Source organism: Bradyrhizobium sp. NAS96.2, assembly GCF_001908235.1.
In the GTDB taxonomy this organism is placed as follows: Bacteria; Pseudomonadota; Alphaproteobacteria; order Rhizobiales; family Xanthobacteraceae; genus Bradyrhizobium.
This window is the reverse complement of sequence record NZ_LGHK01000025.1, coordinates 48,007-67,065: the sequence shown is the minus strand read 5'-3', so window position 1 is coordinate 67,065 and position 19,059 is coordinate 48,007. Positions and strand designations below refer to the sequence as shown.

General features: G+C 66.0%; 4 protein-coding genes. 2 read left to right on the top strand and 2 right to left on the bottom strand.

Annotation, left to right across the window (positions count from 1 at the left end; genetic code table 11):
* Positions 1-8: 8 nt before the first annotated feature.
* Both gspD and AC628_RS07130 read right to left on the bottom strand, forming a co-directional pair.
* The gene (gene gspD, locus AC628_RS07135; protein ID WP_245321080.1) at positions 9-2,375 is read right to left on the bottom strand and encodes a type II secretion system secretin GspD; all 2,367 of its coding nucleotides are present in this window, start codon (positions 2,373-2,375) and stop codon (positions 9-11) included.
* A 58-nt stretch (positions 2,376-2,433) separates the two neighbouring features.
* Positions 2,434-4,581, bottom strand: a complete 2,148-nt coding sequence (locus AC628_RS07130; protein WP_074126016.1) for a hypothetical protein — start codon at positions 4,579-4,581, stop codon at positions 2,434-2,436.
* Between the two features lie 366 nt (positions 4,582-4,947).
* Between AC628_RS07130 and AC628_RS07125 the strand changes: the two genes are divergently transcribed.
* Both AC628_RS07125 and AC628_RS07120 read left to right on the top strand, forming a co-directional pair.
* Complete coding sequence (locus AC628_RS07125; RefSeq protein WP_143201474.1) at positions 4,948-5,454, top strand: hypothetical protein; 507 nt, start codon at positions 4,948-4,950, stop codon at positions 5,452-5,454.
* Positions 5,455-5,745: 291 nt separating this feature from the next.
* Entirely contained in the window at positions 5,746-19,053 is a 13,308-nt protein-coding gene (locus tag AC628_RS07120; RefSeq protein WP_143201473.1) for a filamentous hemagglutinin family protein, read from the top strand.
* Positions 19,054-19,059: the final 6 nt, after the last annotated feature.

Sequence of the window (19,059 nt, the reverse complement as noted above, 5' to 3'; positions counted from 1 at the left end):
GCTTCGGCTCATTTGCGTGTGGCAGCCGGCGCTGGCGCGGCCGACGCATCGAAGGTGGTCGGTGCGCGCCGCATGCTGTCGAGGCGCTCGCGGAACTCCTCGGCGACGACCTGGGCGTCGTGAGGATTGCGGACGATCTTGGTGGTGACGAACACGATGATCTCCGAGCGGGTCTTGCTGTCGCTCTTCTGGCTGAGCAGGTCGCCGAGATACTTGATCTCGTTCAGGCCGGGCAGTCCGGCCACCGTGCGCTCGTCGTCCTCCTTGATCAGGCCGCCGAGCAGCGCGGTCTGGCCGCTGCTGGTGGCGATTGTCGAGTGGATGCGCCGCTGCGAGATGGTGGGCGTGAGATTCTGGGCACTCGCGCCGGCGGGATTGACGACGTTGGAGACTTCCTGCTCGATCTCGAGCTCGATCGATCCGTTCGGATGCACATGCGGCAGCACCTTCAGGATGATGCCGGTGTTCTGCCGGCTGATGCTGCTCACCACATTGAGCCCGGTGACCGTGCTGCCGGTCGAGATCGGCACCTGGTCGCCGACCTCGAGGATCGCCGGCTCGTTGTCGGCGACGACCAGCGAGGGCGCCGAGAGCACCTTGACGGTGGTCAGCGTGGACAGCGCATTCAGCACGAGCTTGGGATTGGCTTCGGCGCCGAGCAGTGCGTTGAACCCGGGCAATACGCGCGAGAGCAGGGCGGTCTGCGTCGCCGATTGCGCGGCGGCGAACAGGCCGACTGATCCCTTGTCCTGTCCCGCGCCGGCATTGGCGCTGGTCAGATAGGCCTGCACGCCATATTGCAATTGGTTGGTCAGTGTGACCTCGGCGACCATGGCGTCGACGGCGACCTGCAGCCGCGGCCGGTCGAGCTGCTCCAGCGCGCGCTCGATCACGACGTAGTCCTCCTGGTTGGAATAGACCATGATCGCGTTGGTCGCCTTGTCGGCCGTGATGCGGACATTCTGGAAGATGCCGCGCGGCAGGCTGCCCAGCCCCATTCCGCCGCCGGGTCCCGGTGCGTCCTGGTCGTCGTCCTTGCGGTCGCCAAATCCAACCTGGGTCTTGTTGGCGTTGCCCGAAGCATCGGTGCTGCCGCCCGTCGCGCCGGTGGCGCCCTGGGTGTTGTTGTTATTGCTGCTGAGCGTACCGCTGCCGAGCGAGTCGATCCGCGATGTCGCTGCGCTCTGACCGGGCGCGGTCGCACTGGTCTGGCTGTCGCTGGCCGATTGGGAGCCGCGGCCGACGAACATCTCGTTGAGGATGCGGGCGATGCTCCGCGCGTTGCCGAAGCGCAGGCTGTAGACCCGCACCGTCGTGCCGGTGGGGTCGGAGCGGTCCAGCCGCCGCACCCATTGGGTGGCGCGCTCCAGCACTTTGCTGTTCTTGCTCACTGCCAGCACGGCGTTCATGCGCGACACCGGCTGGAACTTGATCACGCCTTGTCCCTGTCCGCCGTCGGCGGTGTCGAAGACCTTCTCGAGCTCGCGGATCATGGTCTCGGGCGCGGTCGACTTCAGCGGATAGAGCCCGACCGACTGATTGCGCAGCCACTCCACATCGAGCGTGCCGATGACGCCGAGCGCCGCCTGGCGCTCGGAGGCGGTGCCCTGGATCAACAGCACGTTGCGGGCTTGATCGACGCGCACCGCGCCGGGCCGCGACAGGAAGCTTTCCGCCGTCTTGCCGATCGCCGCGGCAGAGACAAAGCGCAGCGGTACGATCGAGACGCCATAGCCGGGCTGCCCCGCGCCGACGACCGAGACGCCGGCGCCCGCGGCCTCCGGCAGCGGCACAATGCGGACCAGATTGTCCTCGCGCAGCAGCGCCGCGTTCGACATGCGCAGCACGCTCTCGAAGATCGGCAGCACGTCCTTGCGCGGAATCCGCTGCGCGGAGGCCAGCGTGACCGTGCCCTGCACCCGCGGGTCGACGACGTAGTTCATTCCGAGGCTGTCGCCGATGACGGATTTCACCACGGTCGGAATGTCGGCATTGTCAAAGTTCAGCTCGATGCCGCCGCCCTCGGTGACGACGTCGCCGTCGACGGCGCTCGCGAGACGAGTCGTTGCCGTCGTGGCGGCGTCCCGTTGCGCCGGCGCCGACGCGGGCGCGAGATCCTGATCGGCGCCGGGAAACACCATGGGCTGTGCGCGCGCGGAGGCTGTCGCGCCGGACGTTCCGCCGACCGGGCCGTTCCAGCGCGCCCGCAGATCGGCATCGCGGATCGGGTCGGTAACCTGGTCGCGGCCAGGCAAGTCGATGCCCTTGTCCATCATGCAGCCGCCGAGCAGGCTGGCGAGCGCAAGCCATGCGCCGGTCAGCGCACCAGGCGATGCCTTGCGCGGGTGACGAGCCTGGTGGAGACGCCGCCGCACGAGGGGTCTCTCTTCTCTGCCTCGCTGGAGCGCTGCCGTGTCGCCGGCCGTTCGGTTGTCAATGCGCATCGCTTGCTGCCTTCCAGGGACGATCGGCGGGGGCCAGGCTGCTGCCGGCGAGATCCTCGACCTCGTTGACCAAAGCCCCGGCGCGACCGATCAGTGCGTGGGCGTAAGCCGGACTGATCGGCCGATGGCCGAAGACAGCGCCATCGAGTTGCGTGTTGATCTCGCGTGTCAGCGCGTCGCGCCTCGCCGTGATCGCGCGCATCGTGTCGAGATAACGCTGATAACCGACGTCGCCGCCCTTGATGGCCTGGGTTGCAAGGGCAAGGCTGTTGCGTCCGAGTTGGCCGAGCGGATCGTTGATCGTCTTGGCGGCGCGTGCCAGATCCAGATAAGTCTCGCGATCGTTTGCGAGCTCCGCCGGCAATGCACCGGCTTCGAGCGCATCCACGAGCACGACGCCGTCGTGGACGTAGCGGTCGTTCAGGCCCAACAGCGCCAGCAGCGTGGGCCGCAGGTCTGCGTGGTGCGAGAGGATGTCCGGCGTCTCGCCACGGTGGGCGACACCGGGCCCAACCATGCCGAACCAGCTGCCGCCGAGGATTTGCGCGATGTCGCCGCGCACCCACGCCGTGTCGGGATCGACCGCAACGCAGGCCGGCGGCTGCGCACAGTCGGCCCGGCTGCCGGCTGTCCGGATGATGTAATCGGGATCTGCGAACATGATGACATGCGGTGTGCGCGCGGGGCTCGCCGTGACCATGTGCATGAGCTGCATCTGGGCGCGATCGGCGACCATCGACGTCAGGCGATCGCTCTTGCCGGTGACCGGGTTGACCACGCCGAGCCTGCCGACATCCTGCGCGAGCGTGCGTGTCAGCGGATCAGTGGCGAGCGGATTGCCGTGGATGTAGATTGGCAGCGTGTTGCCCGCCTGCGCGTCGAACGCGGTGACGTTGCGCCGTTCGGTCGCGAGCAGCCGGTCGATGGCGATGCCGATCGCGCCGATCGGCCCGTAGCTGCAAGGTACCGCAAGGCCGTCGCACTCGGGCGGGCTGGGTGGCCCGCCGACGAAGCGGTCGTTGCCGGTGGGCACGATCACGAACAGCGTATTGCGCGTGGTGATCCCGCTTGCGGCCAGCCGGTCGATAAAGGCCTTGAAGGCGGCATCGTCGGCGGCGAGCCTTGCGACATGGTCGTGCTCTCCGGGGCCGAGGGCGCGCCGATGTGTGGCGGCCGGTCTGTGCGCATTGCCGATTCCGACATAGACCACCGGCACGCCGGCCTCCAGCATTGCCGCGGCATAGCCGAGCGATTGCGCGGCCGTCGTCTCCGACGCACCGGGAAAGCCCGGGTGGCCCGCGTTGTCGCCGACGATATCGCCGTCAAGATCCCTGACCGGGCCGTCAGGCGAGATCACCGGCTGCACATTGCGGTTGCCGAACAGGGCGCTGAAGCCGGCATAGCCGCCGGGTTCATCGGGCAACAGATCGGAGCGCGCATGGGCATTGCTGCACAATGCGCTGCCGCGGGCGCAATGGATGGCGATGCCAAGCAGATCGGCGCGCGCCTTGAGCGGATCGCCGGCGGCGGCGGGCGCTTCGGAGGCGCCGAGCGCGGCCGCGACCTCGGGGCCGATCTCCTGCAGCGTCAGACCTGTCGTTGCGAACGCGCCGACATCGCAGCCGGCCGCGGTGAAGGGCACCCATGGCGCGGGGACGGTCTTGCCGGTATCGGCCAGCATCAATGGCTTGCCGTCGCTGCCGTTCGCGGTCCAGTAGGCGAAGGCGCTGACGAAGCCTAGGCTGCCGTCGCTGCGGAACGCGGCGCTGCTGTTGCCGGTCGCAACGCCCATGCGGTCGCCATGCAAACCGGTGAGGATCGTGAGCGCATCGGTCGCGGTCTCAGCCAGCGGCGAGGTCTGATGATTGCTTCCGATGATTCCGCCGCGGGTGATGAAATCGCGCAGATGCGGCATCTGCTCGAGGTCCGACGGCACGTTCGGGTTGTCGCGGCGCAGGTGAATGTTGTCGAGCTCGATCTGCACGACGCGCTTGATCGCGCCGCCGGGCGAACGCAACTCGCATGCGGCGTGCGCCTGTCCGGCGCCGGTGCTGCAGGTTAAAACGCAATCCAGCGCCAGGAACAGGGCGCCGAGCAGCAGCGGCTTGAGGCCGGCACGGATGCGACTCGAACGCATGACGCTACGTCTTTGATACCGGTGTTTCGTCTCGACGATCTTGGAGTCGATGTAAGCCGCAGCGCCGGCAAGTTGCCGTCTGCTGCACCCTGCGAGTGTGTGCGGCTTGGATGACGCCGTCGTAACAACAGCTCGCGCATGACATGCATGGCGACAATGTCCGGCTGTGATTCATCTTCACAGATTTGACGCATACGCGCTGCGATGCGTGGCACCTTGCGCTGCATCTGACGAGAAGCCTTGCAACACGTACGCTCCTGGCGCAGGTTGATTGTTGCACGCGCTGATGACGATCCATCGACGCTGGTGCATGCAGACACGTAGGCGCAGACATCAAGTACGCGCAGATCTATGGACCGCCGACAGATGCCGATCGCATTGCGAATGTTGATGGTTGCCGGACTCTCTCTTTGCGCATTGGTTGCGCGCGCGGCGGAGGTTCCGGCAAGTGGCGAGGTCATCGTCAACAATCCGGTGGAGCTCCAGCCGTTGCAACAGTTGAGCGCGACCAAGGACAAGCCGCTGTTTTCGCCCGCGCGGCGGCCGCCGGCCAAACCGGTCGCACCGGTGGCGCGGCAGGAACCGCCGCCGCCACCGCCACCGCCGCCGAGCGTGGTGGTGCTCGGCATCGTCAGCGAGAATGGCGACGGCCACGCCGCGATCCGTGCTTCAAGCAAGGGCGACAAGGTGGTGCGCGTGCGGACGGGTGACGACGTGAGCGGCTGGAAGGTCGAGCGGATCGAGCCGCGCCGGCTGGTGCTCAAACAAGGGGAGCGCTCGGTGGATTTCGCCTTGTTCACCGGTGCGTCGAAGCTGCCGAAGCCCGCTGAACGGCCGATCCGCCAAACCAAAGCCGCAGCGCCAACCAATTGACATGGCGCTGGTTTTGGCCGGCCGGCTGAATTCGCGGCTTCGCGTCGAGGTTGAGTTCCACCGCAGGGTTAAAACTTTTTTGCGAAATCGCTTCGCGTTAGCCGGTCTCAAACTGTCTTAACAACAGGAGAGGCGTCCCGAACTGTCGGGCGTGTCCGCTCGCGGGCGGCTGCGCCGGTAGGGTTGCGCGCTTTTCACTGAGTTGTCGGCATCGGGCCAACTGATTGCAGGCTGGCCCGTGCCTTGTTGCGTCACGATCGCTCGCATCGTCTGCTGCATTGGAAGGCCCGCATGCATTCGCTCCCTCGCTCGATCTCGCGCCGTGGCCTGTTGCTCGCAGGCGCCAGTTCGATCGCGATCGCAATGAGCTCACCTGCGGCAGCGCGCCCGTTCGGCACCTGGGGCGGCGTCGGCAGCGCGGCCACGCAGGCGGCGATCAGCGCGGCGCAGGATGCCGCGCAGCAGGCGCAGCAGGCCGCGCAGAACTCGCAGGCGTCGATGACGCGCGCCGCGCAGGCGATCCAGGCTTTGCAGGCGGCGCAGAGCATCGCGCGCGGGCTTGCAGCGAGCGCGCCGAGTGCGGTGCCAAATGGTCTCAATGCCGGCGGCCTGGTGCCGAGCGGCGGCTTGGCCGCGTCCGGCGTCGCCAATCCCGTCACCAACTGGGTCGGCGCCACCACGCCGACGCAGACCAGCAGCGGCGGCCAGACCACGGTCAATATCAACCAGACTCAGCCCCAGGCGGTATTGAACTGGCAGTCGTTCAATGTCGGCCGGGACACCACCGTCAATTTCAACCAGCAGGGCAACCCGAACTGGGCCGCGCTGAACAAGATTGCATCGAGCGGCGTGCCGAGCCAGATTCTGGGATCGATCAGGGCCGACGGTGCGGTTTACCTGATCAACCAGAACGGCATCATCTTCGGCGGCACCAGCCAGATCAACGTCCACACCCTGATCGCCTCGACGCTGGATCTGCCGACCAAGCTGAGCGGCAGCAACTATCAGGGATTCCTGCAAAGCGGGCTGTTCTCGCTGCTTGGCGATGTCCAGGCGCAATCGTCTTCGATCACCGGCGCTGGCGCGGCGATCTTCAACCAGGGCAGCGGTGGCAAGGTCACGGTCCAACCGGGCGCGATCATCGACACGACCGGCAGGCTGAGCGCGAATGGCGATGGCGGCTATGTGGCGCTGCTCGCCGATGGAGGCGTCAGCAACGCCGGGGCGATCACCACAAGGAATGGCCAGATCATTCTGGCCTCGGACACGTCCGTCGCCTTGATCACGCCGCCGTCCAACGTGGTTGGTACCCAGACGGCGATGCAGGTCAGGGCGGCCGGCGGCCTTGTGACAAACGAGTCCGCTGGTTTGCTGGTTTCCAATGATGGCGCGATCACGCTGGCCGGCGGATCGATCAAGCAGCTGGGCGGCGTTGTCGCCACCACCAGCACCACGCGCACCGCTTCAATCAGCCTCAACACGGTATGTCCGTCGGGAGCAACCTGCGCGACCGGCGCCGACGGCAATATCGTGCTGGGGGCGGCGAGTCTCACGTCGATCCTGCCGGATGAAACCAGCGGAACCCTGCCGACTGCGACACTGAACACGCCGACGTCGGTGAACGGCGCCAGCAACGCGTCGTACTTCCAGACAGTGCTGCAGCCGCAGATCAAACTCACGGCGGTCAGCAGCGTTGATGTGCAGGGCAGTAGCGCGGGCAGCGCCGGTGCGCTGATCAAGGCGCCGGGCGCCGCGCTGAGCATTCGCGCCGGCGCCACAATTGATCCGAGCGCTGTTGCCACCAGCGGCACGGTGCTGCTCGAGAAGGGCAGCACCATCGATCTCTCCGGTATCGCCGGCGTCACGCTGCCGATGTCGATCAACCAGATCAGCATCCTTGTCACCGCGGCCGAGGTCGCCGACAGCCCGCTCGCCCAGGTCCTGATCGGCAAGACCGTGACCATCGATGCCCGCCTCAGCGGCACGCGTGCCGACGGCGTGCAGTGGGTCGGCTCGCCGCTGCTCAACGCGGCGGGCTATGTCGGCCTGATCCCGCAGAGCATCGACCAGATCCTCACGGCGGGCGGCAGCTTCTCGACATCGGGAAAGAATGTCGTGCAGCAGCCGGGCGCGGCCATCAACGTGTCGGCCGGCTATGTGCAATACACCGGCGGCATGATCAGCACCACGCGCCTGCTGGGCGCCGACGGGCGCATCTACGACATCGGCCGCGCCGATCCCACCATCGCCTATGTCGGCGTTGGCGGCGGCTTCACGGTCCTGCACAAGGTCAATGGTGTCGTCGATACCAAGCTAACTGAAATCTATCTCAGCCCCTGGGGCGGCAGCAGCAATTCGCATTATGAGGCGAGCTACATCACCGGCGCCAATGCCGGCTCGGTCACGGTCGCGGCCATCAATCCGATCGTCAATGACATCATCGGCAACGTGGTGGCGGGCAGCCGGCAACGCGCGCTGGCGGGATCGTTGAATCTGTCGCCTGCCGACCAGATGCCGAAGGGTGCATCGCTGAGCATCACGTTTGCGGCTCCATCCGGCACCGGTAACCAGAACAATGTGGTGCTCACGTCGCAAGCCGATGCCGGGCCGGATCCGTACGGCCTCAGCGGCCTGAGCTTCGCCAATGCGTCGAACTGGTCGCCAGTGCTCACCAATGGCGTGTTTCCGATCTTCAGCGACGTGCTGTCCAATGCATCGCTGGGTGCCGTCTCGATCAAGGGCGCGCAGCGGCTCGATATGGCGACGAATGCCGTTCTGTCGGTGCGGCCCGGCGGCAGCATCACGCTGGATGGCGTTGCGACCATCGACGGCACGCTCAGCGCGCCGGCCGGTCAGATCAGCATCACCGGCTTTACCTATCCCACCGGAAAACAGCCGGCGCAGCCGCCGGTTCCGGCCCTGGTCATCGGGCCGCATGCGGTGCTCGACGTGCGCGGTCGCTGGGTCAACGACAGCGGCCTGTCGGCGGATCAGTTAGAGGGCCGTGCCTACGTCAACGGCGGCAGCGTGAGCGTCTCGACTCTCTCCGCCAGCAACGGACCGAGCAGAGGTGACGGCGCATTCGTCGACGTCACCCAAGGCATCGTGGTCTCGCCTGGCAGCGTAATCGACCTGTCCGGCGGCGGTTATGTCGATACGACCGGCAAGGTCAAGATCGGGTCCGATGGCTTGCCGGTCGGCAAGGGTGGTAGCTTGACCCTATCCCTCTACACCGGCACCTTCGCCGGCCATCCAGGCAATTCAGACGGCGATGCCGGCTTCAACGTCCCCCCGCACGGCACCAATCCCGATGGCACCGTCAACTATCCCAACCAGGCCAGTGTGCTGCTCGGCGGCACCATCTACGCAGGCGGCTTCGATGGCGGTGGCACGCTGACATTGCAGGCCTCGACCATTGTGGTCGACGGCGCGACCGCGGACGTGACGTCGTATGTTTCCACGAATACGGCAAACGCCATCGCCCTCCAAAGCGGAATGCCTGTCACGGGCATGGTCGTGTCGGACGCGAAGGCCGGCCAGCTCGTTCTGCCGCCGTCGTTCTTCACCGGCGGCGGATTCTCCCAATACACCCTGACCGATATCTATGGTGGCACCACGGTGACCTCCGGCACGCAGTTGCTGCTGCAGAAACAGCCGACCGCCGTGCTCTCGGGACATGAGGTGAAGATTCCGACCGGCGCGCGGGTGCGCGACTTCGCGTCTCTGGGACTTGTGCCCGATGGCTTGCGCAAGCCAGTCAGCCTGACGCTGGGCGGGACGAATGTGCTGGTCGATCGCGGCGCTGCCATCGTCACCGATCCGCTGGCCACGGTCACACTGAATCCGGTTGCGACCGCCGATATTCTCGGCAGCATCGTTGTGCCCGCAGGCAGCATCAATGCAACGGGCTCGGAGGTGCGTATCGGTGCGAGCGCCGTGCTCGATGTCAGCGGCGTGTTCGTGCCCAATCCGCAGGTGACCACCTATTCGACGGGCACGGTGCGCGACGGCGGCACGATCTCGCTGTTGGCTACCACCGTGGTGGCGGAGGCAGGCGCGCAGTTCAATCTGCAGGGTGCGGCGGTGACCGCGGAAAGCAACCTGATCCAGGTGCCGCAGACTGGTTTCGGGCCGCACGTCGCCGGGCAGGCGGCCTGGAGCAACGGTGGCAGTCTGCAGCTGTCCGGCACGACCGTCTATTTTGCCGGCACCGTCGATGCGGCGGGCGGCGCGCCGCTTGCGACCGGCGGCAGCCTGACCATCGGCGTCGTCAATCCAAGCGTGAACGGCGCGCCGCCGGCGCCGGATACCATCACGGTGGAGCAGCCCGGGGTGGTCGCAGCGAACCTCTCGGCTTCGGGCGCGTCAGCGACACCGGGTGCATTCATCGGGGCCGACACGCTGAGCAACAGCGGCTTCGATTCCATCACGCTCAATGCGGGCAAGATCGTGTTCGACGGTTCGGTCAACGTCAGGATTCCCGGCGCTCTGACCCTTTATTCTCGCAACGGGCGCTTTGCGCTAGCCGACGCCTCCACGGTCAATTTGAATGCGGGCTACGTTCGCTTGGTCGGGCTTGGAGTGGACAGCGGCGTGCCGGCTACCGTCGGCACCGGCACCAGCACGTTGAACATCACGGCGCAATGGATCGACCTCGAGAGAGGAATCTTCATTGACCGCGCCGCGGAGACCAATTTCACCAGCGCCGGCGCCATCCGGTTGCTGCCGAATTACTATGGCTTTGTCGACGGTGGCCCCGGCTCGGGCGAGACGATTTTCGGCGGGGCGCTGGTCGTTCCAGGCAATCTGACGCTGCGCGCGGCAGAGATCTATCCGGTCAGCAACACTGGTTTCCTGCTGATGTCGACCGGCTCCGCCGGCGCGATCACCGTCGCCCAGAACGGAGTGGCGACGCCTCCGCTCTCGGCAGGCGGAAGTCTCGTGCTCAGCGCGCAGACCATTGTGCAGCGTGGTACATTGTGGGCCCCCCTTGGCAAGATCGTCGTCGGCGTACGGACCAGCGCCGACCTCCCGGCCGACCTCGCGCGGGCGATTAAAAATGTATCTGGCGTATCTTTTGCGGCAGGTAACTTCACGCCGACACAGAGCGTGACGTTGACGACGGGCAGCCTGACCTCGGTCTCGGCGGCGGGCCTGGTGATTCCCGACGGCTACACCATCGACGGCACCACCTGGTATCAGGGCAACATCAACGGCGCAGCCATCGTGCCGCCGGTGCTCGCCGCACCGCCCAGCAAATCGATCAGCCTGTTCGGCACGGATGTGGCGACCCAATCCGGCGCCGTGCTCGACCTCAACGGCGGCGGCGATATCTATGCGACGGAGTTTGTCGCAGGCACCGGCGGCAGCCGCAACGTGCTCGCGACCTACCAGCAGAATCCCGCCAACGGCAGCATCACATCGACCTACGCCGACGGTCGCCAAGTCTATGCCCTGGTCCCGACCTATTCGGCAACAGTTGCAGCCTACGATTCCAACCTTGCCTTCGCTCCATATTATTCAGGCCTGGTAATTCCGGCCGGCACCAATGCCACGGCCGGATCCAGGCAGCCATTCGCGAACGGGATCGCACCGGGGCAGTCGGTGACCATCGGCGCCGGCGCCGGCATCCCCGCCGGCACCTACACGCTGCTGCCGGGAATGTACGCAACGCTGCCCGGCGCCTACCGCGTCGTCCAGGTTGCCAGCAACGTCAATCCGAATGCGGTCGCCAGTACCTCGAGCTCCGACGGCTCGCGATACATCACCGGCACGTTCGGCAATCAATTGACCGGCGCGCGCTCGTCGCAATCGGCCGTGTTCCAACTGCAGTCGCAATCGGTCTGGTCGCAATACTCCCGCATCGACATCACCTCTGGAACGACCTACTTCCGCAATCAGGCGCTTGCCGCGGGCAATGCGCCGCCGCCGCTGCCGATCGACGGCGGCGTGCTGGTGCTCGGCGCCATCAACTCGCTCGACCTTGCCGGCACCAACCGCTTCGCGCCCGGCACCAGCGTTCTGGCGCCAGGCCTCGTCGGCGGCGGCGGTCAGGTGCAGATCGGCGGCAGCAATATCCTGATCCGCGCCGCCGACCAGGCGGTGCCCGCCGGCGATTGCCTTGCCGGAAGCGCGCCGGGCTGCACCGGCTCGACCAACTATCTGGTGCTCGATGCCGATCAGATCAGCCGCCTTGGGGCGTCCTCGGTGCTGATCGGCGGCACCGCTCAAGTGATCAATGGCGTGCAGAACATCACTGCCACGGCGCTCAATCTCGAGGTCCTGACCGACGCGGCGCACCCGTTGACCGGGCCCGAGCTGCTTCTGGTCTCGCTTGCCGGCGACGGAGCTCTTGTCACCGGCAGGGGCCTTGTCATCGATGACGGCAGTGTCGTCAGGGCGGTCGGCGCAGTGCCCGGCGGCACCAACCGCAACATCACGATCGGCGCGTTGCCGGTCAAACAGTCCGATGACAGTTATGTCTTTGCCAGCGGCGACGGCGCGCTGCTGCGCGTCTCGAATGGCGACACGGTGACGGTCAGCCGAATCTATGTCCCCGGGCAATATGCCGGCAGCGGTCCACCGCCGAGCAGCCAGACCCCGCTGGGCGCCCTCTCGGTCGGCGCCGGCGCGATCATCGACGGCGGCAATGCGCTGACGCTCGACACCAGCGGCAGCGGCACGCTCGCCTCCGACGCCATCCTGAATGCCAGGAATTACGACATCGCCGGATCGGTCATCAACATCGGCGGCGGCAGCGGTGGTATTGTGCTGAACTCCGCGGTGCTCGCGAATTTCAACGATGCGGTCTCGGTCCGGCTGCGCAGCGCGACCGCGATCAATCTGTACGACGCCAGCGGATTGCAGATCGGCGATGCTGCGCATCCGATCGGCACGCTGACCTTCGATAGCGCCGGGCTCTACAGCCAGGGTGGCAACACCACCGTCAATGCCACCAACATCGATCTCGCCAACACCAGCGGCGCGACCGGCACGGGCATCACCGGCGCCGGCGGCACCCTCACGCTCAATGCTTCGCAGGTCATCACCGAGGACGTCGGCGCCAAGCACCTCGGCGGCTTCAGCCAGATCTATTTCAACGCCGGCAAGGCGATTGCCTTCAGCGGCAATGGCACGCTCGATACGGGATCGATTGCGGCTGCGGCGCTGATGTTCAATATCGGCGGTGTCACGATCGCGAACCCCGGCACCGGCTACACCAGCGTCCCGGACGTGACCATCTCGGGCGGCGGAGGATCCGGCGCCCAGGGCACCGCGTTGCTAGGCGTGGTCAGCTTTGCCGTCGTCAGCGGCGGGTCGGGCTACAGCAATGGCGATCCGGTCACGGTGTCCGGAACCGACAATAATGGCAACCCGGTCACGGCGACCGGCACCGCCATCGTCGATGCCAACGGTGCTGTCGTCGGCGTCAAGCTCACCTCGTCCGGCTCCGGCTTCCCCGGCTTTGTCGACTCCATCTCCGTCGACAGCGCCACAGGGGACGGCAGCGCCCAGTTGACCGCGGCGCTGGGCGTGGTCGGCGTGACCATCACCAATCCGGGCACCGGCTACACCAGCATGCCCACCTTCTCCTTCGCCAACGGCGGCGGAGGCGTGGCCACGACGGCGCAGGCTGTCGTCGACGTGACGGGAATCAACCTGACCAACTCGGGTGACGGCTATCTGAGCACCCCGACCATCAAGATCAGCGGAACCGGCACGACGGCGACCGCGACGGTGTCCGGCGGTGCCGTCACCGGCGTGACGCTGACCAACGCCGGCACCGGCTATACGAGCCTGCCGACGGTGACGTTCGCGGGCGGCGGCGCGGGCGCCGCGAACATGGTGCTGTCTGCCCCGGCGATCGTGGTCAATAGCGGCGCGACGCAAGCGCTGAGCACGCTGGGCAATGTCAACCTCGTCACCGCCGCGGGCAACAAGCCCGCGAGTATCGCCAGCAATATCGGCGGCGTTCTCGCCATCGCCGGCGGGTCGGTCACCGACAGCGCGACGATCCAGGCGCTGTCCGGCAAGGTCAGCTTGACGGCGACCGCGGGCGACGTCGTGCTTGGTAGCGGCGCGCTCATCGATGCATCGGGCTCGCGCATCACGATCCTCGACGTGGTCCAGGACGCGCCCGGCGGCGACGTGCAACTGGCGTCGACGGCAGGCAACGTCATTGTCGGGCAGGGCGCCACCGTCAGGGTTGCCGGGGCAGGCCGGGGCTTTGCCGGATCGTTGTCGATCCTGGCTGCGAACACCGCGGCGCTCGACGGCACGCTCGACGGCAGCGCCGCGTTCAAGGATCTCGGCGGCAATTTCACCTTGCAGGCAGGGAATCTCACTGGGGCGGCCGGCCTGCCGCTCACAGCATTCACCGGCGGCTTCTCGGTGCGCCTCGGCAGCGGCGACATCCGCATCGAGGCCGGCCAAACGCTCAGCTCCGGCAAGGTTCTGCTGGTTGCCAACAATGGCAGCGTGATCGTCAACGGCACTATCGACGCCAGCGGCCCGAGCGGCGGCCAGATCTCGCTTTACGGCGCCGGCGTCACATCAGGCGGCGTCACCACCGGCGGCGTCAGCATCGGCGCCAGTGCGGTTCTCAATGCGTCCTACGCAGCAGGCGATCCGTCCGACCCGGCCTTCGCCGCCGCCAGCCTGGTGCAGACCGGCGGCACCATCACGCTGGGCACCACCGGCACGCCTGATGCGGGCGGCGCCGTCAACGCCACCTATGGCTATCAGAACATGTCGACCTCGGGCGCGATCAGCGTCGCCGCGGGCGCTATCTTCAACGTCAGCGGTGGCCCGGGCGGGCCGAACATCAACAACTCCGGCGGCGCGGTCATCATCCGCGCGCCGATCCTCACCAACAACACTGTCAATGTCGACTTCCGTGGCACCGTTATCGGCGTGGTCGATGCCGGCGGCAACCCGATCGGCAAGGGTGTCGTGCTCAGCCCCTACGCGGTGTGGAGCACCACCGACAGCTCGACTGGCGCGCGGCATTTCGACGGCATCATCGATCCGGCCGGATGGTTCGACGCCGCTGGCAATCCGCTGCCGGGCACCGATCAGTCCGGCAACACGATCGTGGCCCCGACGCCGCAGGCGCCGCTGGCGACCGGAACGATCTTCATCGTCACGGCGCCGAATGCCGATCACGTCGGCTTCTATCAGAACACGCTGGCGAGCTTCGTCCAGAACCTTGCCGTGACGCCGGCGGCGGGCGGCGCGAGCTTCGCCAACATGCATGTGCGGCCCGAGATCGATCTGATCAATCCGAGCCTCGACATCAACAAGGGCAACATCACGGTCGCCAGCAACTGGAATCTCGGCGCGGGCAGCGTCGATGCGTCCGGCCACGTCTCGCTGGTGTATCGCACCGCGGCCGGCGGCGAGCCGGGGTCGCTGGTGCTGCAGGCAATGAACAACGTCAACATCAACGCGACGGTGACCGACGGCTTCTTCGTCAACTACACGCCGCGCGGCGGGGATGCGTCCGCGCTCTATGCGAGCGAGATCAATTCGAGCCTCTATCAGGCCTATCTCGGCATGTTCCCGGACGGCAACAATCTGGTCTACAATTCAAGCGGCATCGCCGATTATCTGGTGAAGACCAATGGCTCGTGGTCGGGCCCGTCATCGCCCACAGCCACGCCCAGCGGCGCATTCTTCGGCCTGTCGGATGCCGCCTACAACGCGCTAGCACTGCAGTTCAAGCTGGCGCAGCCGACCGTGATTTCCTCCAGCGATCCTGCGGTGATCGATCAATACAATCTGTATTATTCGCAATACCTGAGGATGTTCCGCGCCTACGAGACCGAGCTGGTCGGGGTCAACGTCAATGGGATCAACGCAGCGGCGACAGGCGTTTCGGCGCGCGGCGGCATCGTGCTGTCTTATGCGGACTTCGTGGCTTACACCAACACGCTGCCTGGCGATCACGTGAATCCGTCAATCAACGCGATCCCGGCGGCGCCCACCACGAGGACGCAGTATTACAATCTAACCAACGGCATTGGCAGGTTGCAGTACAATTCGGGGACCGGCAACGTGGTCACCGGGGCACAAGACTATGCCACGAAGTGGACGGCGTACTTCCTGAGCGTCATCAATACCAACCTGGTGAACAGCGGTAAGCCGAGGTTGAACACTTATCTCTTCCCGACGAGCCTTCCGATTGGTTTGGACTATGCGGCTGGAGCTGACTTCGCAAACGGTGTCCTCGCCGCCGTCGCAGTGACACCACCGGCGCCGCCGGCGGCCTACACCGTCGTGCAGGGCACCTACCTTCCGTCGACGGATCAGCTCCCTCCCGCCGACCGGATTGCCAACAACCCGGCGGTCTACAACCCGGTCGGGGGCACCCTCAGCACGGTCTATAACACCACATCCGCATCGCAACTGATGTCTGCCGCCGTGAGCGGCAAGGGCAGCTTCTCCTACGACATCGTCGCCGGGGCAGATTTTACTGCTGCGAACGCGCCGCCGGTCGATCCCAACGCGGTGATTTCCCTGTCACAGTCCTCGACGGTTACGGGCAATGTGAGCATCGACGGGCACATCTCTTATCTCAATAAACTATCAACGGCTCTCGGAACGACGACAGTCAACATCCCGACCCTCGTGCGCACTGGCACAGGCTCCATCACGATCGCTGCGGCCGGCAACGTCGAACTGCGCGATCAGGTTGCTCCAGGGGCGGTCTATACCGCCGGCGTTGCCACGACTACGCCGGCGGATTTCAATGCGCCGACCTTGCCCGCGCTCTACACCGTCCAACCAAACGGGCTCGTCAGTGCGCCGGCTTGGGCTACCGGCGGCGGAGCCGTCACTGTCAGCGCCGGAGGGTCGATCATCGGCATCGAAATGCCGATCGACGCCGATGGCAGCCAAACTGGCATTGCTGGTGCCTCGACGGGGCAGATGTGGAGCGATTGGTACGTCCATTACGGCCTCTCAAACGGCACGTCGACGCCGTTCTCGGGTTGCGCGGCTGCGGGTTCGGTTGCCTGCCAGACCGCAACCTGGATCAACTACGCCACCTTCTTCCAGGGCTTTGGTGCGCTCGGCGGCGGCAACGTCACGCTGTCGGCAGGCGCCGATATCATCGATGTCGGCGCGTCGCTGCCGGAGACGCTCGTCGTCGGCGGCGGTTTCACGTCGGCCAATCCGCCCAAGGTGACTTATTACGGCGGCGGCAATCTCAGCGTGACCGCCGGCGGCAACCTCCTGAGCAGCGATTTTATGGTGAGCCGCGGCGCGGGTCTTATCCGGGTGGGCGGCTCGGTCCAGGCCACCACCAGCAATCCGTTGAACCAGGGTCGTCCGACGGTTGGGGTCACGACGAACGACGGGAGTTCCGTCGTCGGCACCTATGCGCTGCCCTTGCTGCTCTCAGTGCAGGATGGCTTCATCACTCTCGCTGCTCGCGGTTCGGTGACGCTCGGCAATGTCTACGATCCCGCTGCGCTGCCGCTAAATGCCGGGGTGCAGACGGAGGCAAATCGCTACCTACCTGGTGTGGCCCCATTCTCGACAGGCAACGGTGTCTGGAGCAATTATTTCACCAGCTATGGCGCCGCGAGTGGGATTTCGCTGACGAGCATCACGGGTGACGTGATAGGCCCGGCCGTTTCAGTGAATTCGATCCCGGGGCTTTTTGCACACAACGCCAACGCTAACCTCGCCCTTGGAGGAAATGCGAACCCCTCGATCGTCGGGCTGCTGCTTCCCGCGACGTTCGACCTGACGGCACTCAGCGGAAATCTGGCTCTCAGCAAAACAGACGCGAGCAATCTGCTACCGAGCAACTCCGGCACGATCAACCTCGTTGCGGCCGGCTCTATCGACCTCGGAACTGGCCTTTCGATGCCCGACCTCAGCACCAGCATCGCTCAGTATGTCGGCTCACCACTCTCCGCGATCGACGTTGCCAATTCCATCAACCCGCTTGGGCTGCCGTGGGCGACCCTGACCCAGGCGCTGCATGCGAACGATCCCGTGCCGGCAGTGATCGCGGCCGGCAAGGATATCCTTGCCGTCAATGCTGTCAGCACTTTCGCCGCCAGCGTGACCCTGATCAAGCCGGCGCGGATCGAAGCGGGCCATAACATCTACGCGGGGCTGGCCCCGGGCGGCGGCGTTTCGACGACCAGCAACGGCACGCCGTTGGCCGGTAATAGCTTCAATTTTCAGGGACAGAACAACAACGCGACCGACATCACCAGCATCGTCGCCGGCAACGATCTGGTCGGCGGCTCCTATCTGCTCTACGGCCCCGGCACGTTCGTGCTGCAGGCCGGGCATGATCTGGGTCCGTTCTCGCCATCCGACACGTCGACACGCGGCATCGCGACGATCGGCAACGGCAGCGCGATCGGCGGCGCATTCGCCCTGAACAATCCTCTCAAGCCCTATTTGCCGTCCAAGGGAGCCGAGCTCGATCTGCTGTTCGGCGTGAAGCCCGGCATCAACTATGCCGCGGCGATCGCCGATTACGTTGATCCGGCGCAGGCCGGCACCGGCGGCATCGACTTCCTCAGCGATATCGCCGCTGTCCTTGGCCAGCCGCGCGATCAGGCCTGGGCCACCTTCCAGGGCCTGCCGCAGGCGCGGCAGCAGCTACTCGTCAACCGCGCCTTCCTCGACTTCCTGATCCAGGTGGGCAAGGACTTCAAGAATCCGGCGAGTCCTTATTTCGGCCAGAACGCCCGCGCCTATGCGGCGATCTCCACCCTGTTCCCGGCCGGCTACGGCTACACCGACAACAGCCTGAGCGTCGACGGCAAGGCCGCGCCGAAGATCGCCACCGGCAAGTTCAATGTCGCGGCCTCCGTGCTCGAGACCCAGATGGGCGGCGACATCAACATCCTCGGCCCGGGCGGCGGCATCACCGTCGGCCATTCTTCGCTCGATACCTTGAGCCCGAGCCAGGAAGGCATTCTGACCCTCGGCGGCGGCGCCATTCGTGCCTTCGCCAACGACTCGATCCTGGTCAACCAGAGCCGCATCATGACCCAGCAGGGCGGCGACATCGGCCTGTTCACCGCCAATGGCGACATCAGCGCCGGCGCGGGACCGAAGACCTATGTCTCGAGCCCTGCGCTCAGCGAGATCTGCACCGTCGACGGCTATTGCTACATCAACCCGCAAGGGCTGGTCACCGGCGCTGGCATCGCCGCGCTGGTCACGCTGCCGGGCCAGGATCCGACCAAGAGCAATGTCACGCTGGTCGCGCCGCGCGGCACCATTGACCTCGGGGCGGCGGGCGTCCGTGGCAATGATCTCATTTTCGTGGCGCCGGTCGTCCAGAACGCGTACAACGCGCAGGCCACCGGTACGGTGACAGGGCTTACAGCCCCACCATCACCGAACACGGCGTTGGCCGGAGTCACCAACAACGCGACGGCAGCGACCCAGCAGTCCGGCCAACCGGCGCCGAACAAGCCCAACGACCAGCCTTCGATCGTGATCGTCGAGGTGCTGGGCTACGGCGGCAGCGGCGGCGACGACACGACGCCGGCGGGCAGCGGCGACAGCCAGAAGTCGAACAGCAGCGACGACGAGCGCCGTCGCCGCGGGCAGCAGCTTTAGCCCGTC